Here is a 20,117-nt window from a genome sequence, read left to right on the forward strand (position 1 = left end):
TGTCAGGCAAAGAGGGTAGTGCGATGAACGAAGCGATCAATCCGAAGGGCTGGCTGCCGGGCAAGACCGCCAACGGCACGCTGCATCTGAATTGGGGCGTGAAAGCCGGCAACCATATCTATGTCGCGGGCATGCTGTCGCTTGATCCCTATGACGGCAGCCTGGTCGGTGAGGGCGACGTGACGGTGCAGACGCGCCGCGTGCTGGACAGCATCAAGGAAGTGATCGAGCTTGCGGGCGGCACCATGGCGGATGTCACCTTCAATCAGATATTCCTGCGCAACATGGATGACTATCACGCCATGAACGCTGTCTATGTCGAATACTTCAAGGACTTCCTGCCCGCGCGTTTCTGCCTGAAGGGTGAGATGGTGAAGCCGGAATTCCTGGTCGAAATCGCGACGACGGCCGTTGTGACGCGCTGACGTCTTTCGTTCTGCTGTCGAGGTCAGGCCCGTCCTTTCGCGGACGGGCCCAGCCTTTTGCCTTCAGCCGGTGGCGGAAACCGGCTTCAAGACTGTCTCCGTCACCGATGACGTATCATCGGTCATGAAGCGGGACCAATAGGTCGCGTCCAGACCTTGCGCCTCCTGCTTGGCCGTCACCCGCAGCCCGATCGTCTTTTCGAGCAGGAAGATGACGACGAAAGCGACGACGGCGATGCCCACCACCATCAGCACCGTGCCGTGCAACTGTGTGCCGAAGGTGATGCGCGCATGCTGATAGGCATAGGCGCCCTTCGTGACATCGAAGAAACCGCCCTGCATTTTGCCGCTCCCCACGATGCCCGCCATGATCGCGCTATAAAGACCGGGACCGAAGGCCAAGGGCACGATCTTGGGATCGTCGATGCCGATGCGACGCATCAGCGCATCCGCCAAGGCCATCACGACCGGGCCGAAAAAGCCGACCGCGAAAGCCTGCCAGGGCAAGGCGATATCAAGGAAGGCCGAGCAGGAGATATAGCCCGCGATCGGTCCCAGGATGATGTAGATCGGATTGCCTTTGACGTAAGCCACAATGGCGCCGGAGACGCCGCCCGCGACCAGCGCCAGCACGATGCTCATGAACAGCACGCCCAGGCCGCTATCGTTCACGGCAATGCCGTAATAGCCGACGCCCGGCACCAGGAAGCCGCAGGCCGGCACAAACAGCGGAATGGCGAGGATCAGAAAGAAGGCGCCGAGCGCCATCATCGGGAAGTTCGTCGAGACCGAGGCGATCTTCTGGCGCGGCCCAAGACGCCAGGCAAGGATAAGCCCCCAGATGCCGACGAAGACATACATGGCAAAATCGCCCACGAAATCATGCAGGCCGCTATTGGTCAGCGCGCTGGCCGATCCATAGGTGAGGTAAGCGACGGCCGGGCTGATGATGCCGCCGATCAGCGCGGACATGATGACGGCCGGCACCGGCTTCAGACGCTCCACCCCCGCGCTATGCATCAGCATGCAGATCAGCATGGTGAACAGCACGAAGAAGGCCGCAAAGATCTGCGCGGTATCGGCGCCGGGCACGAAGGCCGGGTCCAGATGCTGCGCAAAAGTATTCAGGTTCGGCCCGAAGATGGACCAATCCGACAGCGCTTGCCGCAAAGGATGCGGCACGCCCAGCGCCTGGTAGATCTGCCAGTTCCAGGACCCATAGCCGATGACCAGATAGGCAAGACCGCCGACAGCGCCGCAGACCCATTTCTGCACGATGGTATCGACCACGTTCTTGCGGTTGACGATACCGGCATCCAGCAGCGTCAACGCCACCATGCCGAGCACCACACCGAAACAGCCGAGTATGTAGAAGATATCTGAAACATAGGCACCGGCTGTCACCTGTGCCGAAAACGTCTTTAAGCCCGCCGACATTCGGATTATTCCTTCTTTTGATGCATTGGAATCCGGATGCCGTGGAAAGGGATTTCATCTCCAGGATGACAGGGGATTGTTTCCCCCTATTTTTGGTCGTCACGGTTACAAAGCCATTCACGATGAATGACCTTGCAACCGATTGTCTCGTGATTATTCAGCAGGGTCGAGCAGCGACAGATGATCCAGGAACTGCACGGCGAAGCTGCCCGTGCCGATAGCACCGGACGCACGCTCGGCCGCTTCGGAATAGATCGCGTGGGCGGCGGCCACCGCCGTCAGACGGTCATCCGCATTGGCCAGCATGCCGGCGATGAAACCGCCGAGCGAGCAACCGGCGCCCGTCATCTGCGTCATCCGCGCGTCACCGCCGCTGACCGCAATCGTGGTGCGGCCGTCGGTGATATAGTCGATCGGGCCGCTGACGGCCGCGATGGTGCCGGTCTCGGCGGCCACCTTCTCCAGGAAAGGCAGCGCCTTGTCGGAGGTCAAGGTCGTCTCCACACCCTGGCCGCCGCCATGGCCGCCCGCGAGCGCGATCAACTCGGACGCATTGCCGCGAATGGCGGTCGGCTTGAATTCCAGCAGGCTGCGGACGACCGCATCATATTCGGCCGCACCGGCACCGACCGCCACCGGGTCCAGCACCCAGGGCACATTGCCTTCATGGGCCGAACGCGCGGCGAGGCGGATTTCATCCGGTCCGCAGCTCATCAGGCAGGCGGCATTGATCCAGACGGCATGGGCATGGCCGCCGAAGACGCTGGGCCAGTCCATGGCCGTGCCGATGGCGGGGCCGGCGCCGACCGCGAGCAGAACATTGGCCGACAGACCGGCGGTGACGTAATTGGTCAAGCCGTAGCAGAAGGGTTTCATGGCCTTCAGCCGGGAAAATTCGTGGCGGACGGCGGTATCCCGCCAAGATAATTCTTTCATCACGCTCTCCAGGTTCCGGCCGCGACGCGGCGGTTGATCGTCAGGTTGATACAAAAAACGGAAGGTTTCGTCTGCGGCGTCCTATTCGGCGCTGACCCCGGCAATGGCCGTGACTTCAAGTTCGATCTTCATGCGCGTATCGATGAGGCGGGAGACCTGCACCATGGTGCAGGCCGGCCGCACGGCGCCGAAAGCCCGGCCATGGGCCGCAATCAGCGCATCCCAATCCGCGTCGTCGGTCAGATAAAGGCGGGTGCGCACGACATCGGCGAGCGTGGCGCCGGCCTGTTCCAGGATGCGGCTGACCTTCGTCACGGCATAGGCCAGCTGCGCGGCGGCATCACCCGGGCCAGCGGTGTCGATATCCGGCGGCAGGCCGGAACAGCCCGAGACATAGATGGTCCCCTGCGCCAAGACAGCGCGGGAATAGCCCATCAGCTCTTCGTAGCGGCTGCCGGTCGCGATCGTCTGTCTTGTCATCGCTTGACCTCGTGAAGGCTGACGGGCTGTGCCAAGGACAGCAGATGCTCTGCCGTCAGCGTGCTGAAATCGGCCAAGGTCAGCGCGGTCTCGGTATTGAAAACATGCAGGCCGGTCTGCAAGGCAACGAAAGGAATGCCGAGCACAGCGGCGGTGCGCTGGTCCCAAAGCCCGTCGCCCAGAATGACGGCACGGAAGGGCTCGGCCTCCGCGCCCATGGCAAGTGCCGAAGCCGCAAGGACGATGTCTTCGCGGGTGAGGTGCTCCCCGCCGGTGGCCAGCGCCAGATCGTCCGGCTTCAACCCAAGGAGAGACAATTTCAGCCTCGCCATGCGGCGCAGCGATCCGGTGGCAAAGGCAATCTTCACACCATCGCGCTGGGCCAGATCGGTCAGAAGCGCTTTGGCGCCGGGGATTTCGTGAAGCGCGTGTTCCGCCAGATGCTCGCGCAGCGCGGCCTCGTACAATTCATCGTAGCGGGAGAGTTCGGCGGCGGTGATGCCGCGTCCGTGGTAATGCCGGAACAGCGCATCCAGCACGCCCAGATCGGTATAATGCGGATAGGCGCTCCAGGGCTGAAACGTCACGTCCAGCCCGTCATCGGCGAGAAGGCGGGTGATCAGGTCATGATGCAAATTGCCTGAATCCAGCAGCGTGCCGTCGACATCAAAGATGACGAGCGTTTTCATACAACGGTCTCCGGCCAGCGGATATCGAAACCGCGTGTCTTTTCCAGAAGCTTGGCCACCTGCAGCACGCCGGCATCGTCAAACCGCTTGCCGGCGATCTGGACGGAGACCGGGCAACCGCCGTCCCCCGCATCATGCACCACGACGGTCGCGGCCGGCCAGCCGAGCTGGTTGAACCAGCAGGCGAAAGCCTGGTGGGACATCGCACCCAGCGACGGGTCAGGGCAGGGCAGTTCGGCCGGGAAGGCGCGCACCGGCAAAGCCGGTGACAGCACATAGTCGAAATCGGAGAGTTGCTTGGCAATGCGCGTGGTCGCGACCGTGATACGGCGATTGACGCCGGCCGCAAAGATCGCAGACTGGACCAGCATGCCGTCATACATCGCACCGATGACAGGATGAATGCGCCCGCGCTCGGCTGGCGTCAGGCCAAAGTAATCGGGCGCACCGATGGACAGCATATACCAGTGGATCGCCATGTAATCCTCGGCGTCCACCGTGATATCGGCGATCTCGATGATTTCGGCACCAAGATCGGCCAGACGCGCGGCCTGCGTCTGCACAGCCGCCAGCGTCGGCGCATCGGTCGCGTCACCCCAGCCGGCCTGCGCCCAGACTGCGATGCGGCGGCCGTCGAGACGCGTCAGATCCGTGAGCGCCGGGATGAAACGCCCCTCGGCCGAGAAGAAATCGCCGTCGGAAAACTGGCCGAGGGCCGCGAGCGTCAGTTCCACATCGCGCACACAGCGCGCCATCGGGCCGGCACTGCGATAGCTGCCCGGCGGATCATAGGCGATGCGGCCCTGCGTCGGCTTGATGGAGGCAAGGCCGGACAATGCGGCCGGCAGGCGTACCGATCCCACCATATCGGTGCCGAGTGCGACGGCCGCGCCACCCAGCACGACGGAGGGGCCAGCGCCGGAGGAGGAGCCGCCGGGGCTGGTCGCACCATCCCAGGCATTGCGGATGATGCCGTGTTCGGAACTTAGGCCGGACATGACCATGGCGAAATCCGGCATCGTCGTCTTGGCGGTCGGCACCATGCCGGCGGCGCGCGCCCGCTGCACGGGCAGAGCGTCATGGGGGGAGGGCGTGCCGGCATGGCAGGCGGTGCCGTGCCAGCGCGGAAAGCCCTGCATATGGAAACTGTCCTTGAAGCTGATCGGCACGCCGTCCAGCGGGCCGATCGGCTTGCCTGCGCGCCAGCGTTCTGTGCTCGCCTCGGCCAGGGAGATGGTCAGGCCGGGAGAGACGCTGGCGATGGCATTCAGCGCGGCCAAGGGCCCGGTGATACGGGCGAGGGCGGCTTCCGCGACATCGACCGGGGTGAAGCGCCCGCCCGCGAAGCCTGCGGTCATGTCGGCCGCCGTCAGCAGGGTGATGTCAGACATGGCTTGCCTCATGCGCGACCGGCAGGGACAGCGTATTCCGCCAGCCGTTCATGGAATCGTCGTAGATTTTCACGTCATCGATGCCGACCAGGGACAGCGCCAAGGCCAGACCGGCCGCGTTGATACCGCCACCGCAATAGAGCACCGGGGCGATATCATGCCCGACGCCGAGCTTGGACAGGGCCGCCTCCACACGCTCCGGCGTCAGCCTGCCGTCCGCGTCCAGAAGGTCAGGGAAGGGAAGGTTGAGGCTGGTCGGAATATGGCCGCGCCGAGGGTCAGTGCTGTCGTCACCCCGAAACTGCACATCGCGCAGCCCGCAGAGCAGCGGCTGCCCCGGAATGGTTCCATGACCAATCATTTCGGCGACAAAATCCGTATCGACGAACAGCGTAGAATTCTGCTGAGCGCTCAAAGTACCAACCGGCACTGGCGCGGCCTCGCCCGTCTCGATAGCGCCGCCGATGGCTTCCCAGGCGCCGATGCCACCATTCAGCACGCGAATATTGGTCAGGCCGAAAGCCCGAAACACGCACCACAGCCGCGCGGCATAGGCGCTGCCCAGATTGTCATAGGCGACGATCCGGCTATCCGCGTTCAGGCCCAGCGCTTGCGCGGCGCTATCGAATCCCGCTCGCGTCGGACAGGTAAAGGGATAGCGCGCGTCCGGATCCGAAAACGCCTGCATGACATCGGCGAAGCGCGCGCCAGGAATATGGCCGCGCGTGAAGGCGGCTCCGCCGGGCGCGAATGCGGTGCGGCCATTGATACCGGGGATGCGCGCGACCGAGCAGTCCAGCACCACGACCGCATCAAGATTGGCCGCCAGCCAATCGGCCTCGACCAGGGGGGAGGGGTCAGCGCGCAACGCGGTTCATCCATTCGTCGCGCAGCGGACGCTTCAGGCCGAGCAGGTCACGCGTCGTGCCCTCGGGGTAGGACGTGCGATGCAGCCCGCGCCGCTGCAATTCCGGCACCACGCCGGCGGTGAAGTCCTGAAAGGCGCCGGGCAGATGCGTCGCCTGCACCATGAACCCGTCCGCCGCGCCGGCTGCGACCCAATGCTCCATCCTATCGGCAATGGTCTTGGCCGAGCCGATCATATTGCCTTCGGTCCGCGCGCCGTACCAGCGCCCGATCTCCCGCACGCTCAGCTTTTCGCGCTGGGCGAATTCGACGACTTCCTCGTAATGGCCCTGAACGCCGACTTCTTCCAAGGTCGGCAAAGGTCCGTCCAGGTCGTATTGCGTCAGATCGACATTGCAATGATAGGCGAGGCGCGACAGGCCAGCCAGGGGATGAACCAGATCGGCGAAGGCTTCATGCTTCGCCTGGGCTTCCGCATCCGTTTCGCCCACAACCACGGTCGCGGCGCATAGAACCTTGATCTGATCCGGGTCGCGCCCGAAGGCCGCGGCGCGCTTCTTGATGTCCTGGTAGAAGGCAATCGCCGATTCCAGAGATTCGTTGCTGCTGAAAATGACATCGGCCCAGCGTGCCGCGAAATCCCGTCCGCGCGGGGAAGCCCCGGCCTGGATCAGCAGCGGATAGCCCTGCGGCGGGCGCGGCACCGAAAGCGGTCCCTGCGTGCTGACATATTTGCCTTTGAAATCGACGGCGCGCACGCGGTCAGGGTTGCCGAACACGCCGCTATCCTTGTCCTGGGTGATGACATCGTCATCCCAGCTGTCCCACAGCCGCGCCGTCGCTTCCACAACCTCCTCGGCGCGGGCGTAACGCGCCTCGCGCGGCGGCAGCTTGTCCTGGCCGAAATTCTGCGCCTCCGCGTCCTGGAAGGATGTCACGATGTTCCAGCCCGCGCGGCCATCGGTCAGATGATCGAAGCTCGCCAATTCCCGCGCCAGATTATAGGGCTCGTGATAGCCGGTGGAGATGGTGGCGGCGAGGCCGAGATGGGTACTGGCGCCGGCCATGACGCCCAGCACCGTCATGGGGTCCAGGCGCGGCGTGCCCGATCCCCATTCCACCGCCGGACGGAAAGACCCGCCGAGCGAGCGCGGCATGGACAGCGCGTCAGGGATGAAGGCGAGGTCGAAACAGGCGGCTTCCAGGATACGCGCGGCATTGCGGTAATAGCTGGCGGACAGAAACGCAGGGTCGGCATCCTTATGGCGCCAGCCCGAGGTTCCCATCGGCCCGCCATTCATGAAAGCGGCGAGATTGATCTGCCCGGCCATTCTCTGCTCCTGAAGCGCAACGCTCGCTCATGCCTATCCGGCATAGCGTCGCGCCTTTGCCATCACGCCATGTGATATCCTGAAGAAACCTATCCTGACGTCCGGAAGCCGGCTTTCAACAGAAGAGATTTTGCCTTCGTGATTACTTTTGGAATGACGCGGCGACGCCCTCGGCGATCTTCAGGAATTGCAGCACGACCGGCTTCTTCTCCGTGCTGCGCCAATACATGGCCGTCTGCCAGCCGAGATCGGGGCCGTCGATGGGCTGCACCACAAGCCGCGAGCGATCGATGAGGCTAGACACGGCTGAGCCGTGCATGATGGCGACGCCGAGCCCGGCCGCGACCATGCGCAATTGCACTAGGCTTTCATTCACCCAATGGGTCACGGCCGGCTCGATCCCCTTCCATTCGAACAATCGCTGCACCGCGCCCTCGAACCCCGGCGCAATGGCGTGTTTCAGGCGGATGAAGGGCATATGCCGCACGGCCGGACTGTCGATGCTCTCAATCTCGCCGGCGCGTTCGGCCGGGAAGACGAAGGCCAGCCGGTCGCTGGAGACGATGCAGGAGGAGAGGTCAGGACTATCCTGCAGCCGTGCGAACGCGACATCCAGCCGGTGTTCGCGCAGCATCGGCAATTGGCTTTGCGACGAAATGTCGTCGAAACTGATTTCGACGTCCGGGAAAGTCTCCCGATAGGCGATCAGCGCCCGCGTCATCACTTCCAGCGCGGAGAAGGTAAAGCCGATGGCAAGCTGGCCGGTCTGGCCCGCCGCCATGCGCAACCCGCGCGCCCAGATACGGTCGGCCTCCCGCACCAGCGGCTGCGCTTCGACCAAAAACTGACGCCCGAAATCGGTCAGTTCGGTGCCCTGGCGGGAGCGGTGAAACAGCAGTTGCCCCAGGATATCTTCCAGTCGCGCGATCTGCTTGGTCAGCGTCGGCTGGCTGATGCCAAGCCGGTCGGCGGCGATCGTGTAATTGCCGGCCTCGCCCAGGATGACGAAAGAGCGCAGCAGGTCTATCCGGGTCATGACCCTTGCTCCTGCCTGGCGGTGGCCAGCGCGCGGCGCAGCACCTCCCAGAAACGCGGCTCGCCGCATTGCGCGACATTGAAGCGCATGAAATTGCCCGCCGTTTGCGAGACGCTGAAGACATTGCCGGGGGCGAGCACGACATCCTCGTCCATGGCGGCTTTCGTGACGCGCGTGGAATCCAATCCTTCCGGCAAGCGGCACCAGAGATTGAAACCGCCGCGCGGCATCGCCCAGGGTTCTATGCCCAGCGCCCGCAACTGCGCCGCCGTCTCCCGCCTTGCGCGCGACAGCTTCGGATGCAGCGCCTGCCGGTGCTTGCGATACAGGCCATCGGTCAGCACGCGGGCGATGATCTCGGTCACCAGCGGGCTCGGGCCCGTGAAATTGGTGGCGACCTGCAGGTCGATCAGATCCTCGGTCCAGTCGCTGCGCGCCGCGATATAGCCGCAGCGGATGGAAGCCGAGATGGTCTTGGAGAAGCTGCCGATGCGGATGACGCGGGCGAGACCGTCCAGGCTCGCCAGACGCGGCGAGGGTTCGGGCTCGAAATCCGCGAAGATATCGTCCTCGACGATCGTCAGATCATGGGCGGCAGCCAAAGTCAGAAGCCGGTGCGCCGTCTGCAGCGACAGCGTCGCCCCGGTCGGGTTATGCAGCGCGGAATTGGTGATGTAGAGGCGCGGGTGATCTTCCCGCAGCACCGTCTCGAAAGCCGCCAGATCGGGCCCCGACTGCGTATAGGGCACGCTGACGATCCTGACCTGATGCGCCCGCAGCAGCGCGCGGAAATTGAAATAGCAGGGGTCGTCCACCAGAACCGCATCGCCCGGCCGCAGCAGGAAACGGCAGACCATATCCAGCGCCTGGGTGCCGGAACTGGTCAGCATCAGTTGATCGAGGCTGGCCGAAATACCTTCCTCGGCGAAGCGCGCGAGCAGCAGGCGGCGCAATGTCAGCGCGCCGCGCGTGCCGGCATAATCGGCCAGCAGATCGTCCTCGCAGCGGGCAAGGCCGCGCACGGCACGGCGGAGGGCGGCGGTCGGCATCCAGCTTGCCGGCAGCCAGCCGCAGCCCGGCCGCATGACGCGCTGATCGGCGTCGAGCGATTGGCGGGAGACCCAGAAGGGATCCACGGCCCGATCCCGTTTCGGCTCACTCTCGGCGAGCGCCAGCGGCCCGGCGGCGCGACCGGCGACATAGAAGCCGGAGCCGCGCTGCGGGCGGATCAAACCCTCCGCCGAAAGCCGGTCATAGGCTTCGACGACGGTGGAGGGCGACACGCCCATGCTGGTCGCAAGACCGCGGATGGAGGGCAGACGGTCGCCGCCCGCCAGCGTGCGATTGGCCATGCGCGCGCGAATGGCTGCCATTACCTCCTGCGTGCGGCCGGCGGTTCTAACGGCGATGTCCTTGACGCTATCCAATTGTATGGGCTTCCGCATCAGTACAGTTCGACAGGATTGTATGGAATTGTTCCTGTCCCCGCCAGTGCCGTGAGCGCAGACCTTTTGCGAAAGCGAGGCGCCATGACACAGACAAAAACGGGATCGGGTTGGGGCAGCGGGCTGCTCGGCGTGCTGATCTTCAGCGGCTCCCTGCCGGCGACGCGCCTGGCCGTCTCTGGCTTCTCGCCGCTATTCCTCACCTCCGCCCGCGCCGTCATTGCGGCCGCGCTCGCGGGGGCGATGCTGATCCTGCTGCGGCAGAAGCGGCCGGCACGCGGGGATATTCTGTCGCTCGGCATCGTCGCACTCGGCGTCGTCATCGGCTTTCCGCTGCTCACGGCGCTGGCCTTGCGCCATATCGATGCCGGCCATTCCGTCGTCTTCATTGGCCTGCTGCCCTTGATGACGGCGGGTTTCGCGGTGCTGCGCGGCGGGGAGCGGCCAAAGCCGCTATTCTGGTTGTTTTCGGTTTTGGGCAGCCTCAGCGTCGTCGGTTTCGCGCTCGGCCAAGGGGGAGGGGCAGCGACCGCCGGCGATCTGCTGATGGTGGCGGCCATCCTGCTCTGCGGTCTGGGCTATGCCGAAGGGGCAAGGCTATCCCGTCAGCTTGGCGGCTGGCAGGTGATTTCCTGGGCGCTGTTGCTGGCCTTGCCGCTGATGCTCGTCCTCGCCATGGCGACAAGGCCAGCGCATTGGGCCGGCATCGGGCTGGCTGCCTGGGCGGGCCTCGCCTATGTCTCGCTCTTCAGCATGCTGCTGGGCTTCGTGTTCTGGTATCGCGGCCTGGCGCTGGGCGGTGCTGCGCGCGTTGGCCAGTTGCAGCTGCTGCAACCCTTTATCGGGCTGATGCTGGCGGCCCTCGTCCTGGGCGAGACCATGGAATGGAGCATGCTGGCGGCGGCCGGCGCGGTGGTGCTGTGTGTCGGCGCCGCGCGGCGTTTCGCCTGAGGGAAGCGGCTAGCCCTGGCGGGCGGCTTCGTGATGCTGGATCACCTCGCGGATCACGAAGCCCAGAAATTTCTCGGCGAAATCGGGGTCCAGCTGGGCATCCTCGGCCAGCGTCCGCAGGCGGGCGATCTGCTCGGCTTCCCTGGCCGGATCGGAGGGCGGCAGACCATGCTCGGCCTTTAAGGCGCCCACGGCCTTGGTGCAGCGAAAGCGCTCGGCCAGCATATGGATCAGCGCGGCGTCGATATTGTCGATGCTGCGGCGCAGCGTCTTCAGCGCTGCCATGGGCGTATTGGGGGGCGTATTTTGGGGCGCGGTCTGGGTCGGCTGGTCCGTCATTCTCATCAGTCCTGTTCTAGCCGGACTATTCTAGCGCGGTCTCGGCTGCCGGGAAGACGTGGATTTGACACGGTACGGCGATGACCGCCGAGGCGTAACGCTGATCGGTGGACGCGGTGCCCAGGCCCAGCCCGCTATCCTCAAAACATCGACGTAGAGAAACGACATGCGGTTTCGGTTGCGTTGCAACCGGCCCGCCAATCACGCTAAGACGGCCGCCCTCTTACCGACGTGGATGGCATGGACGAGTTCTATAAAGCGCATAAAAGCTTGTTGATCGGGTGCCTTTTAGCGGCGTTATTTGTATATGGCTATCCGCTGACAAACTTCGCCCTTCATATCGACGAGGAAAATGGGGCAGTTTTCGGTACCGTATTCAATAATATCAGCATTGGTCGCTGGGGGACATCGCTCATCCACAGCACGATATTGCGTGGCCCTGTCTTGCCTTTTTTCATGCCGGCGATCAGCCTTGCTTTTCTGGTGGCGGCCGCCATCGGCACCGCTAAAATCATCGGGAACGGCGGCTTTTCCGAAAAATTCCTGGCTTTGCTTTATATCGCGTTTCCGCAATTTGCTTATCAACTCGAATTCCTGAACCAGACGGAGTCTGTGGCGCTGGGCCTATTGGCCGCGACCGTCGCCTTCGGGTGCATTGTCAGGACAGCAGGCAATGCAAATCAAGGAAATTTTCGATACTATATAATAAGCGTCGTTCTTGTTGTATTTGCAATTTCTACCTATCAATCCCTGGTCCTTATTGTGCCGGCCTTATGCGCCTTGTCGGCCCTATCCCTGGTTCTGGAGGATGCTCCGAACAGACGCATTGTCCGCGAGATCGGCATTTCCTTAGCCGTTACGATCGTTTCTTTGATCATCTATCATTTTATTACAAAATTCCTCCAATTCGCGCTCCACGTTCCAGCCTCTGACTATCTCGATGCGGTGGTGGGATGGCATCACGGGTCCTGGTCTCACGCGTTTCAAAATGGGACGGGTTCTCTGTGGAAGGATGTCTCGGGGGGCGATTATTTCGGCGAGTCGATCTACGCGACCGTTTTTATTCCCGGCATTATGATCCTGGTACAGTATTGGAAGCGCAAACCCAGCCTTTCCAGAAAAGCGCTCGCCTTTGGCTTGGTGCTGTTCGGGATTGCCTCTCCCTTTGCCATGGTGCTTTTGCTTGGCATGCAGGAGCCGCCGCGGACATTCGTGGCTTCGGCGGTTATTTTTTCCGGATTTTGGACGCTCGGTTTCCGGTCGATCGGGTGGCGGAAATCCTGGGCCTGGGTGATTGTGGCATGCTGCCTCCTCTACGGTTCCTTTCATGTAACCCGCCTGTTTTTTGCGGATACGATGGCGTACCGATCGGACCTTCTGCTGGGCAATCGCATTGTATCGGCAATCTATGACCGAGAGCCCGCATTCGATGAAACCAAAACGCCGGTCTATTTCTGCGGCGTTTACGCGGTCCCGAACTTCTGGCGAAAGAACCATTATGATGTCTTCGGCGGATCCTTCTTTTCGTGGGACGTCGATGACAGCATCCGGATCAGCTCATTTCTGACGGTCAACGGGATCGCCAATGTCAAGCTGGCGACAGACGCCGATAAAGACAGGGTGCAGTCAAAACTGCCGTTCCTGCCGGCCTGGCCCAATCCCAATGCCATCAGCGATATCGACGGCGTCCTTGTCGTAAAGCTCGGCCCGACATGCGGTAACCCTTGATGTCCGACGGACATCATGCTGCGCCGGATCGGTCAGCCGCTTGACCGGCGCAGCACTTGCCAGCCGGGTGGGGCCCGGCGATCATTCGGACCGATGAAAAGGACGCATGCATGAGCGGCACGATGATCGCGCCGGACGGGAGGCCGCGCTGCCATTGGTGCGCCATCGGCCCGGATATGCTGGCCTATCATGACCGCGAATGGGGCTTTCCGGTCGGCGACGACCGTCTGCTGTTCGAAAAATTCTGCCTGGAGGGATTCCAGTCCGGCCTCAGCTGGCGCACGATCCTGACCAAGCGAGAGAATTTTCGCGCTGCCTTCCATGGTTTCGATATCGCCCGTGTGGCCGCGATGACCGATGCCGATATCGGCCGGTTGCTGCAGAATGAAGGCATCATCCGCAATCGCGCCAAGATCGCGGCGGCGATCAACAACGCGAAACGGGCGCAGGACTTGATCGGTGAGGTCGGCTCGCTCGCGGCCTATGTCTGGCGGTTCGAGCCTGCGGCGGAGAATCTGCCACCGCCGCAGACGATCACGACCTCGCCCGAATCGATTGCCCTATCAAAAGACCTCAAGAAACGCGGTTGGGCTTTCGTCGGCCCAACAACGGTCTTCGCGATGATGCAGGCCCTGGGACTGGTCAATGACCATGCCCATGGCTGCGTGACGCGGGATGCGGTGGCGGCAGCGCGGGCAGGGTTTCGGCTGCCCGCCCTGTCACGGGTGGAAAAGTCGCCGTGACGCCAGAGGGCGTTTGAAGATCTGGGCCGCGATTACGCCCGCCAGCGCCAGCCCCCCGCCGATGACATGAAACAGCCGGACAGGTTCGCCCAGCATCACAATGGCCGCGGCTGCCGTCAGCACCGGCAAAAGGTTGATGAAGATCGCGCAACGGCTGGGTCCCAATTGGGCCACGCCACGGATCCAGAAAAAGGGTAGCACGACGGAGGCCAGGGTTCCGGCATAGGCGATCAGCGGCCAGGTTTCGGCATTGATCTGTCGCAGCGGTGCGGGTGTCGCCAGATAGGCGGGGATCATGATCACCAAGGCGCAAAGCGACTGCATATAGGTGTTCTGCCAACCATCCACCGGCAATTTCCAGCGCTTCAGCAGCACGCCGTACAGCGCATAGACGCAGGCATCGATGAACATCAGCGCGTCGCCCGGATGGATGCCGTTGCGCCAGATCGATGCCGGGTCACCGCCGCTGACCAGATAGATCAGGCCCAGGAAGGACAGAACGCCACCGCCCAGCATGCCGATCGTCGGCGCCTCACCCAGCACCAGCGCGCCGAGTGCGACCGTCAGCAGCGGCGTCAATGCCGTGAATACGGCCATATTGGTGGCGGTCGTCGTTTCCGCCGCCAGATAGGACAGGCTCTGGAACAGGCAGGCGGCCAGGAAGCCGAGGATCGCGAATTGCCCGATATGCGGCCAGATGACGGCGCGGTTGCGCCAGGCGGGCCGGGCGACGAACAGGCTCATGATACCCACCGCCAGAATAAGGCGATAGGTGGTGATGGCCTGCGGCCCGATCGTATGGGCCGACAGTCGGGAAACGATGACATTGCCCGACCAAATCAGGATCGCGCCGAAAGGGTAGAGAAGGGCGGCTTTGTGCTTGAGCATGGCGTTTCGCTCTTATGGGATGAAGGGAGCGTCCAGCCTTAGCCTCTGGCAATCGCGTCCGTCTCTCGCTAAACAGACGTCAATTAGCGAGAATAGGACATGCCCAATTCTCCTCCGCGCTATCAGGATTATCACGCGACTTCCCAGCCCATGGCGGCGATGGAGGCGGATTACGCCAGCGGCGCTTCCACCGGCTGGCATGCCCATCCGCGCGGCCAGCTGCTTTATGCGATCGAAGGGGTGATGATAGTGCGCTCCGCCGCCGGCAGCTGGGTGGTGCCGCCCAATCGCGCTGTCTGGCTGGTGCCGGACTTGACGCATGAGGTGCGGATGAGCGGGGCGGTGAAAATCCGCACTTTGTTCATCCGTCCGGATGCCGCGCCGCATCTGCCGCGCGCCAGCTGCGTCATTGCGGTCTCATCCCTGCTGCGGGAACTGATCATCGCCGCGATGCTTGTGCCCTTGGACTATCGGCCGGACACGCGGGATGAGCGGCTGATGCGCTTGATCCTGGATGAGCTGAGGGAAACATCGGTGCTGCCGTTGCATCTGCCGATGCCGCAGGATGCGCGGCTGCGGCAGATCTGCGCGGCGCTGATTGCCGATCCCAGCGACGCGAGGACAGCCGAGGATTGGGCGCGGCCTTTCGCCGTGACGGCGAAGACCATCTACCGGCTCTTCATGCAGGAAACCGGGCTGAGTTTCGCGCAATGGCGGCAGCAGGCGCGGTTGCTATTCGCGTTGGAGCGACTGGCCCAAGGCGCGCGCATCCTCGATGTCGCGCTCGACAGCGGTTATGCCAGCCAAAGCGCCTTCACCGCCATGTTCCGTCGCCATTTCGGCATGCCGCCGGGTGTCTTCTATCGTTAACGGTTGTCTTCAATCGTTAAGATAAAGCCCCGGCCGCCGGCCTGATCAGACTTCTTCCAGGACCTTGCCGGTCGCCGCTGCCCGCGCGGCGCGCTTCTCTTCCTCGGTCCAGACTTTGCGCTCGCGCTTTTTTTCCTGCGGCTTGACTTGCTTGACCGGGCCGCCGCCCAGAACCGGCGCGCGCATGGTCGAGTTCCTTGCCGCTTCGGAATGCCATTCGTGATCGGCCAGCACGGTCAGCGCGCGGCCGATTTCCCGCTCCACATCCCGCAGCCACGCCCGCTGCTCGGCATCGCAGAGCGTGACGGCGAAGCCGCTGCGCCCGGCGCGGCCGGTGCGGCCGATGCGATGGACATAGCTTTCCGCCAGGCTCGGCAGGTCATGGTTGAAAACATGCGTCACGGTATCGACGTCGATGCCGCGCGCCGCGATATCCGTCGCCACCAGAACCTGCACGCTGCCGGCGCGGAAGGCATCCAGCGCGCGCTCCCGCTGGCCTTGCGACTTGTTGCCGTGCAGGGCCTCGGCCGTGATGCCTGCCTCGGTGATGAAGGCGCAAACTTCGTTGGCAATGTTCTTCTGCAGCGTGAAGACCACGGCCTGGCCAATGCCCGGTGTGCGCAGCAGTGCCAGCAGCGCCGCCTTCTTGTCGGATGCATCGACGAACATGACCGATTGTTCGATCCGGTCGACGGTGGTGGATGGCGGGGCGATCTCGACCTTCGCGGGATCGCGCAGCAGGGTCTCAGCCAGCACCGCGATGGATTTCGGCATCGTGGCCGAAAACAGCAGCGTATGCCGATCCTTCGGCAGGGTCGCGACGATGCGCTCGATCGGCTTGGCGAAACCCATATCCAGCATCTGGTCGGCCTCATCCAGCACCAGCGCCTCAAGCTGCGACAGGTCGCAAAGGCCCTGATCGATCAGATCCAGCAAGCGCCCCGGTGCGGCCACGATGATATCGACGCCGGCCTTCAGCGCATTGACCTGATGGAACTGGCTGACGCCGCCGAAAATCGTCGTCACGCGGGGCTTCATGTGGCGGCCGAATTTCTCGAAACCGTCAGCGATCTGAGAGACCAGTTCGCGTGTGGGTGCCAGGACCAGAACGCGGGCGCCGCCCTTGGGCGCCGGGCGCGGCGCGGCGGCCAGACGATGCAGCAGCGGCAGCGCGAAGGCAGCGGTCTTGCCGGTGCCGGTCTGCGCCATGCCGAGCATGTCGCGGCCTTCCAGCAGCATCGGGATCGATTGCGCCTGGATCGGGGTCGGGCAGACATACCCTTCCTCGGCCAATGCGGAGAGCAGGGATGGCGCCAGGGAAAGATCGGCGAAAGTCATGGACATGGTCGTGCGGCGCCTCCGGCGCTGGGTAAGGCTGCGCCTATTGGGGCTTCGCTGGTTCAGGATGACGCCTTTTACGGGTGATGCTGCACTGCGTCAACGCAGAGAGGCGGGCGGCAGCATCCTGTAAATCCCGAAGCCAGTGCTGAATGCGCTGTATGGAAAGACCCGGCAGCGCGCGATCTGGCGCCAGCAGGTTAACAATTTTGTCACGAGAAAATACAATTGTAAAAAGTAAAATAATAAAATGACTCAAAATTTTTGTTTTTAATTTGTTGACCTAACTTATTTCGGCATTTAACCCTGCTTACGAGGCCATTGGCTTCATTTAATTATTTTCAATCGTGAAATACGATCCAGGGTTAACTGGGTGAGGACATCAGAATGACGAACGAACCTCCCAAGACGAATGGCGCCGATCCTCTAAGCTTTGCCTACTGGGTCCCGAACGTCTCAGGCGGTCTGGTTGTCAGCAAGATCCCGCAAAGGACCGATTGGAACCTGGCTTACAACGTCAAACTCGCGCAGATCGCCGAGGCTTCCGGCTTCGATTACGCGCTATCGCAGATCCGGTTCATCGGCAGCTACGGCGCCGAGTATCAGCATGAATCGACAACCTTCTCGACGGCGCTTTTGGCCAGCACCACGCGGCTGAAGGTTATTGCGGCGATCCTGCCTGGACCCTGGCATCCGCATGTTATCGCGAAGCTGGGGGCGACGGCCGACCAGCTTTTTGAAGGCCGATGGGCCATCAATGTCGTCAGCGGGTGGTTCGCCGGTGAGTTCGAAGCCCTTGGGTTGCCCTGGCTGGCGCATGATGAGCGGTACAAGCGCTCGCGTGAATTCATCGAAGTGGTGAAGGGCATCTGGACCGAAGACAATTTCAATTATGAAGGTGAGTTCTACAAAGCGAAGGACTTCACCCTGAAGCCCAAGCCGGTGCAGCGACCGCATCCCGAGATCTTTCAGGGCGGAAACTCCCGCGCGGCGCAGGAAAATGCAGGCGCCGTCTCAGACTGGTATTTCATGAACGGCAATACGCCGGACGGACACCGGAAGCAGATTCAAAACGTCCAGGCGATTGCCGCCAGTCACGGACGCCACGTCAAGTTTGCTGTCAATTCCTTCGTGATCGCACGAGAGACAGAGGAGGAAGCGCAGGCGGTCCTGGCGTCGATCATCGATCAGGCAGACCCGGAGGCCGTCAATGCCTTCGGTGGCGCCGTCAAGGAAGCAGGACAAGCGAGCCCGGAGGGGCAGGGCATGTGGGCCAATTCCGGTTTCAAGGATCTCGTTCAATACAATGACGGCTTCAAGACGAACCTGATCGGCACACCCCGCCAGATCGCCGAACGGATCGTCGCGCTGAAGGATATCGGCGTCGATCTCGTGCTCTGCGCTTTCCTGCACTTCCAGGAGGAGGTCGCGTTCTTCGGCGAGCGTGTCCTGCCGTTGGTGCGCGAGTTTGAAGAAGCCCGCAGTCGCGCCCGCGCCGCTTAGCCGCACCGGCCAGAGACATCACCACCATGGCAGGCGCCGCGATCCGTCTTTCAGGCGTGACACTCTCCTTCGGCGGCATCCTTGCCCTCAAAGGTGTGGATCTCGACATTCATGCCGGAGACATTCACGCCATCATCGGCCCCAATGGGGCCGGTAAAAGCTCGCTGGTCAATATCATCTGCGGCATTTATCGGCCCGAGGCCGGGTCTATCGACTTCGACGGCCAGCATCTTTCGCGCATGGAAACCGGTCGGCTGGCCAAGCTGGGCATCACGCGGACGTTCCAGAACATCGTTCTGTTCAAAGGCATGTCGGTGACGCAAAACGTCATGATGGGGCTGACCCATAAGACGCGCTCGACGCCCTGGGGCCAGATCATCGGCAGCGCGCGCGCAAGGCGCGAGGAAGCTCACGCCTACGAAATTGCCCGAGCGATCCTGGCGCGCCTTGACCTGACACAGGTCCAGGACCGCGCCGTCAATACCCTCTCCTATGGCGCACAAAAGCGCGTGGAGCTTGCCCGCGCGCTGATAGCGGGGCCGCGCCTTCTGCTTTTGGACGAGCCTATGGCGGGGATGACGGCGGGTGAGAAGGTCAGGATGATCGCGTTCATCCGGGAAGCACAAGCGCATAGTGGTGTGACTGTCATCCTGATCGAGCACGATATGGGCGTGGTGATGGAACTCTCGGATCGCATTACCGTTCTGGACCACGGCAAGCGCATCGCGCAGGGAACGCCGTCCGAAATTCAGGTCAATCCCGACGTGATCGACGCCTATCTGGGCGTCGCCCACGCAGATGACGGCGATGACGCGGTGCTTGCAGCATGAGTGCGTGGAGCTTTTTCTTCGAAGTTCTGGTCGCGGGACTTGCCGCCGGCATCATGTATTCGCTTGTCGCGATCGGCTTCGTGCTGATCTACAAAACATCCGGTGTCCTGAACTTCGCCCAAGGCGCGATGCTGCTTTTCGCGGCACTGACCTTCGTCAGCCTGCATGAAAGAGGCATGCCCTTCTTATATGCCCTCGCGATCACATTCCTCGTCATGGTCATTCTTGGCATCGCGATCGAGAAATTTGTCTTGCGACCTATGATCAATCAGCCGCCGATCACCTTGTTCATGGTCACCCTTGGTCTTTCCTATATTATCGAGGGCAGCGCGGAGCTTATCTGGGGCACCCAGGTCCACGGCCTCGATCTTGGCATTCAAGATGAGCCCATGCAGATCGCGGGCGTGCTCGTAAGCCAGTTCGATCTGTTTTGCGCAGCGGTCGCGGCCGTAATGGTCGCGGCGCTGACAATCCTGTTTCGCTATACGCGTATCGGCCTGTCCTTTCGGGCCGCCGCCGAGGACCAATATGCGGCGCTCAATATCGGTTTGAGATTGCCGTTCATCTGGGCCGCCGTCTGGGCGACGGCGGGTATTGTGGCCCTTGTCGCAGGGCTGCTGTGGGGTGCGCGGACAGGCGTACAATTCTCCCTGTCGCTCGTCGTATTGAAATCGCTTCCCGTCCTGGTGCTCGGTGGTTTCGATTCCATTGCGGGCGCAATCATCGGTGGTCTGATCATTGGCGCGACCGAGAATCTCGCTCAGGTCTATCTTGGCCCCTATATCGGCGACGGTATCGATAGTTGGATCGCCTATGTCGTGGCGCTCGGATTTCTGCTTGTGCGTCCTTCCGGCTTGTTCGGCCAGAAACTGGTCGAAAGGGTCTGATCC

General features: G+C 62.5%; 20 protein-coding genes. 8 read left to right on the plus strand and 12 right to left on the minus strand.

Annotated elements, in window-relative coordinates; translation table 11 throughout:
* Positions 1-23 precede the first annotated feature (23 nt).
* A complete protein-coding gene (locus ACELLULO517_RS16815) occupies positions 24-425 on the plus strand; it encodes a Rid family hydrolase (RefSeq protein ID WP_227308558.1) in 402 nt (133 codons plus the stop codon).
* Positions 426-488: 63 nt separating this feature from the next.
* Here ACELLULO517_RS16815 and ACELLULO517_RS16820 read toward each other — a convergent pair whose 3' ends face one another.
* The 9 genes from ACELLULO517_RS16820 to ACELLULO517_RS16860 form a co-directional block, all read right to left on the minus strand.
* The gene (locus ACELLULO517_RS16820; protein WP_227308559.1) at positions 489-1,862 is read right to left on the minus strand and encodes a hypothetical protein; all 1,374 of its coding nucleotides are present in this window, start codon (positions 1,860-1,862) and stop codon (positions 489-491) included.
* Between the two features lie 153 nt (positions 1,863-2,015).
* On the minus strand, positions 2,016-2,798 hold the full coding sequence (locus ACELLULO517_RS16825; protein WP_227308560.1) for a hydroxyethylthiazole kinase: 783 nt from the start codon (positions 2,796-2,798) through the stop codon (positions 2,016-2,018).
* A gap of 81 nt (positions 2,799-2,879) precedes the next feature.
* Positions 2,880-3,278: a RidA family protein gene (locus ACELLULO517_RS16830; protein ID WP_227308561.1), complete on the minus strand. Its 399-nt coding sequence runs from the start codon at positions 3,276-3,278 to the stop codon at positions 2,880-2,882.
* Positions 3,275-3,967 carry an HAD family hydrolase gene (locus ACELLULO517_RS16835; protein WP_227308562.1) on the minus strand — a complete coding sequence of 231 codons (693 nt, stop codon included), beginning with the start codon at positions 3,965-3,967 and terminating at the stop codon, positions 3,275-3,277. The genes ACELLULO517_RS16830 and ACELLULO517_RS16835 overlap by 4 nt, the downstream gene beginning before the upstream one ends.
* Positions 3,964-5,358: an amidase family protein gene (locus tag ACELLULO517_RS16840; RefSeq protein WP_227308563.1), complete on the minus strand. Its 1,395-nt coding sequence runs from the start codon at positions 5,356-5,358 to the stop codon at positions 3,964-3,966. The genes ACELLULO517_RS16835 and ACELLULO517_RS16840 overlap by 4 nt, the downstream gene beginning before the upstream one ends.
* Complete coding sequence (locus ACELLULO517_RS16845) at positions 5,351-6,226, minus strand: sulfurtransferase (protein ID WP_227308564.1); 876 nt, start codon at positions 6,224-6,226, stop codon at positions 5,351-5,353. The genes ACELLULO517_RS16840 and ACELLULO517_RS16845 overlap by 8 nt, the downstream gene beginning before the upstream one ends.
* Positions 6,216-7,556, minus strand: a complete 1,341-nt coding sequence (locus tag ACELLULO517_RS16850; protein ID WP_227308565.1) for an LLM class flavin-dependent oxidoreductase — start codon at positions 7,554-7,556, stop codon at positions 6,216-6,218. Before ACELLULO517_RS16850 ends, ACELLULO517_RS16845 begins: the two co-directional genes overlap by 11 nt.
* Positions 7,557-7,698: 142 nt before the next feature.
* The gene (locus tag ACELLULO517_RS16855) at positions 7,699-8,592 is read right to left on the minus strand and encodes a LysR family transcriptional regulator (RefSeq protein ID WP_227308566.1); all 894 of its coding nucleotides are present in this window, start codon (positions 8,590-8,592) and stop codon (positions 7,699-7,701) included.
* Positions 8,589-9,965 carry an aminotransferase-like domain-containing protein gene (locus ACELLULO517_RS16860; protein WP_227308567.1) on the minus strand — a complete coding sequence of 459 codons (1,377 nt, stop codon included), beginning with the start codon at positions 9,963-9,965 and terminating at the stop codon, positions 8,589-8,591. The genes ACELLULO517_RS16855 and ACELLULO517_RS16860 overlap by 4 nt, the downstream gene beginning before the upstream one ends.
* A gap of 156 nt (positions 9,966-10,121) precedes the next feature.
* On the opposite strand from ACELLULO517_RS16860, the gene ACELLULO517_RS16865 reads away from it, so the two are divergent.
* Positions 10,122-10,988, plus strand: coding sequence for a DMT family transporter (locus ACELLULO517_RS16865; protein WP_227308568.1), 867 nt, complete (start codon positions 10,122-10,124; stop codon positions 10,986-10,988).
* 9 nt (positions 10,989-10,997) lie between these two features.
* Here the strand turns inward: ACELLULO517_RS16865 and ACELLULO517_RS16870 are convergent, their stop codons facing one another.
* Complete coding sequence (locus tag ACELLULO517_RS16870; protein WP_227308709.1) at positions 10,998-11,273, minus strand: chorismate mutase; 276 nt, start codon at positions 11,271-11,273, stop codon at positions 10,998-11,000.
* A 294-nt stretch (positions 11,274-11,567) separates the two neighbouring features.
* Here ACELLULO517_RS16870 and ACELLULO517_RS16875 point away from each other — a divergent pair, with 294 nt between their 5' ends.
* Positions 11,568-13,055 carry a glucosyltransferase domain-containing protein gene (locus ACELLULO517_RS16875; RefSeq protein ID WP_227308569.1) on the plus strand — a complete coding sequence of 496 codons (1,488 nt, stop codon included), beginning with the start codon at positions 11,568-11,570 and terminating at the stop codon, positions 13,053-13,055.
* Positions 13,056-13,165: 110 nt separating this feature from the next.
* The gene (locus tag ACELLULO517_RS16880; protein WP_264481529.1) at positions 13,166-13,798 is read left to right on the plus strand and encodes a DNA-3-methyladenine glycosylase I; all 633 of its coding nucleotides are present in this window, start codon (positions 13,166-13,168) and stop codon (positions 13,796-13,798) included.
* On the opposite strand, the gene ACELLULO517_RS16885 is transcribed toward ACELLULO517_RS16880, so the two are convergent.
* Complete coding sequence (locus ACELLULO517_RS16885; RefSeq protein ID WP_227308570.1) at positions 13,775-14,686, minus strand: DMT family transporter; 912 nt, start codon at positions 14,684-14,686, stop codon at positions 13,775-13,777. The two genes, ACELLULO517_RS16880 and ACELLULO517_RS16885, sit on opposite strands and share 24 nt — an antisense overlap.
* Before the next feature lie 99 nt (positions 14,687-14,785).
* On the opposite strand from ACELLULO517_RS16885, the gene ACELLULO517_RS16890 reads away from it, so the two are divergent.
* A complete protein-coding gene (locus ACELLULO517_RS16890; protein ID WP_227308571.1) occupies positions 14,786-15,556 on the plus strand; it encodes an AraC family transcriptional regulator in 771 nt (256 codons plus the stop codon).
* Positions 15,557-15,601: 45 nt separating this feature from the next.
* On the opposite strand, the gene ACELLULO517_RS16895 is transcribed toward ACELLULO517_RS16890, so the two are convergent.
* On the minus strand, positions 15,602-16,900 hold the full coding sequence (locus ACELLULO517_RS16895) for a DEAD/DEAH box helicase (protein ID WP_227308572.1): 1,299 nt from the start codon (positions 16,898-16,900) through the stop codon (positions 15,602-15,604).
* Between the two features lie 381 nt (positions 16,901-17,281).
* On the opposite strand from ACELLULO517_RS16895, the gene sfnG reads away from it, so the two are divergent.
* The 3 genes from sfnG to ACELLULO517_RS16910 are packed head-to-tail and all read left to right on the plus strand — an operon-like array spanning position 17,282 to position 20,114.
* Positions 17,282-18,397, plus strand: coding sequence for a dimethylsulfone monooxygenase SfnG (gene sfnG / locus ACELLULO517_RS16900; RefSeq protein ID WP_227308573.1), 1,116 nt, complete (start codon positions 17,282-17,284; stop codon positions 18,395-18,397).
* A gap of 26 nt (positions 18,398-18,423) precedes the next feature.
* On the plus strand, positions 18,424-19,227 hold the full coding sequence (locus tag ACELLULO517_RS16905; protein WP_227308574.1) for an ABC transporter ATP-binding protein: 804 nt from the start codon (positions 18,424-18,426) through the stop codon (positions 19,225-19,227).
* The gene (locus ACELLULO517_RS16910; RefSeq protein WP_227308575.1) at positions 19,224-20,114 is read left to right on the plus strand and encodes a branched-chain amino acid ABC transporter permease; all 891 of its coding nucleotides are present in this window, start codon (positions 19,224-19,226) and stop codon (positions 20,112-20,114) included. The genes ACELLULO517_RS16905 and ACELLULO517_RS16910 overlap by 4 nt, the downstream gene beginning before the upstream one ends.
* Positions 20,115-20,117: the final 3 nt, after the last annotated feature.

This window comes from Acidisoma cellulosilyticum, assembly GCF_020621385.1.
In the GTDB taxonomy this organism is placed as follows: Bacteria; Pseudomonadota; Alphaproteobacteria; order Acetobacterales; family Acetobacteraceae; genus Acidisoma; species Acidisoma cellulosilyticum.

Coding starts and splice junctions, on each gene's coding strand:
- ACELLULO517_RS16835 (WP_227308562.1), bottom strand. CDS start 3,967: ATGAAAACGCTCGTCATCTTTGATGTCGACGGCACGCTGCTGGATTCA.
- ACELLULO517_RS16830 (WP_227308561.1), bottom strand. CDS start 3,278: ATGACAAGACAGACGATCGCGACCGGCAGCCGCTACGAAGAGCTGATG.
- ACELLULO517_RS16880 (WP_264481529.1), top strand. CDS start 13,166: ATGAGCGGCACGATGATCGCGCCGGACGGGAGGCCGCGCTGCCATTGG.
- ACELLULO517_RS16890 (WP_227308571.1), top strand. CDS start 14,786: ATGCCCAATTCTCCTCCGCGCTATCAGGATTATCACGCGACTTCCCAG.
- ACELLULO517_RS16850 (WP_227308565.1), bottom strand. CDS start 7,556: ATGGCCGGGCAGATCAATCTCGCCGCTTTCATGAATGGCGGGCCGATG.
- ACELLULO517_RS16865 (WP_227308568.1), top strand. CDS start 10,122: ATGACACAGACAAAAACGGGATCGGGTTGGGGCAGCGGGCTGCTCGGC.
- ACELLULO517_RS16825 (WP_227308560.1), bottom strand. CDS start 2,798: ATGAAAGAATTATCTTGGCGGGATACCGCCGTCCGCCACGAATTTTCC.
- ACELLULO517_RS16875 (WP_227308569.1), top strand. CDS start 11,568: ATGGACGAGTTCTATAAAGCGCATAAAAGCTTGTTGATCGGGTGCCTT.
- ACELLULO517_RS16840 (WP_227308563.1), bottom strand. CDS start 5,358: ATGTCTGACATCACCCTGCTGACGGCGGCCGACATGACCGCAGGCTTC.
- ACELLULO517_RS16870 (WP_227308709.1), bottom strand. CDS start 11,273: ATGGCAGCGCTGAAGACGCTGCGCCGCAGCATCGACAATATCGACGCC.
- ACELLULO517_RS16855 (WP_227308566.1), bottom strand. CDS start 8,592: ATGACCCGGATAGACCTGCTGCGCTCTTTCGTCATCCTGGGCGAGGCC.
- ACELLULO517_RS16910 (WP_227308575.1), top strand. CDS start 19,224: ATGAGTGCGTGGAGCTTTTTCTTCGAAGTTCTGGTCGCGGGACTTGCC.
- ACELLULO517_RS16820 (WP_227308559.1), bottom strand. CDS start 1,862: ATGTCGGCGGGCTTAAAGACGTTTTCGGCACAGGTGACAGCCGGTGCC.
- ACELLULO517_RS16905 (WP_227308574.1), top strand. CDS start 18,424: ATGGCAGGCGCCGCGATCCGTCTTTCAGGCGTGACACTCTCCTTCGGC.
- ACELLULO517_RS16895 (WP_227308572.1), bottom strand. CDS start 16,900: ATGTCCATGACTTTCGCCGATCTTTCCCTGGCGCCATCCCTGCTCTCC.
- ACELLULO517_RS16860 (WP_227308567.1), bottom strand. CDS start 9,965: ATGGCAGCCATTCGCGCGCGCATGGCCAATCGCACGCTGGCGGGCGGC.
- sfnG (WP_227308573.1), top strand. CDS start 17,282: ATGACGAACGAACCTCCCAAGACGAATGGCGCCGATCCTCTAAGCTTT.
- ACELLULO517_RS16815 (WP_227308558.1), top strand. CDS start 24: ATGAACGAAGCGATCAATCCGAAGGGCTGGCTGCCGGGCAAGACCGCC.
- ACELLULO517_RS16885 (WP_227308570.1), bottom strand. CDS start 14,686: ATGCTCAAGCACAAAGCCGCCCTTCTCTACCCTTTCGGCGCGATCCTG.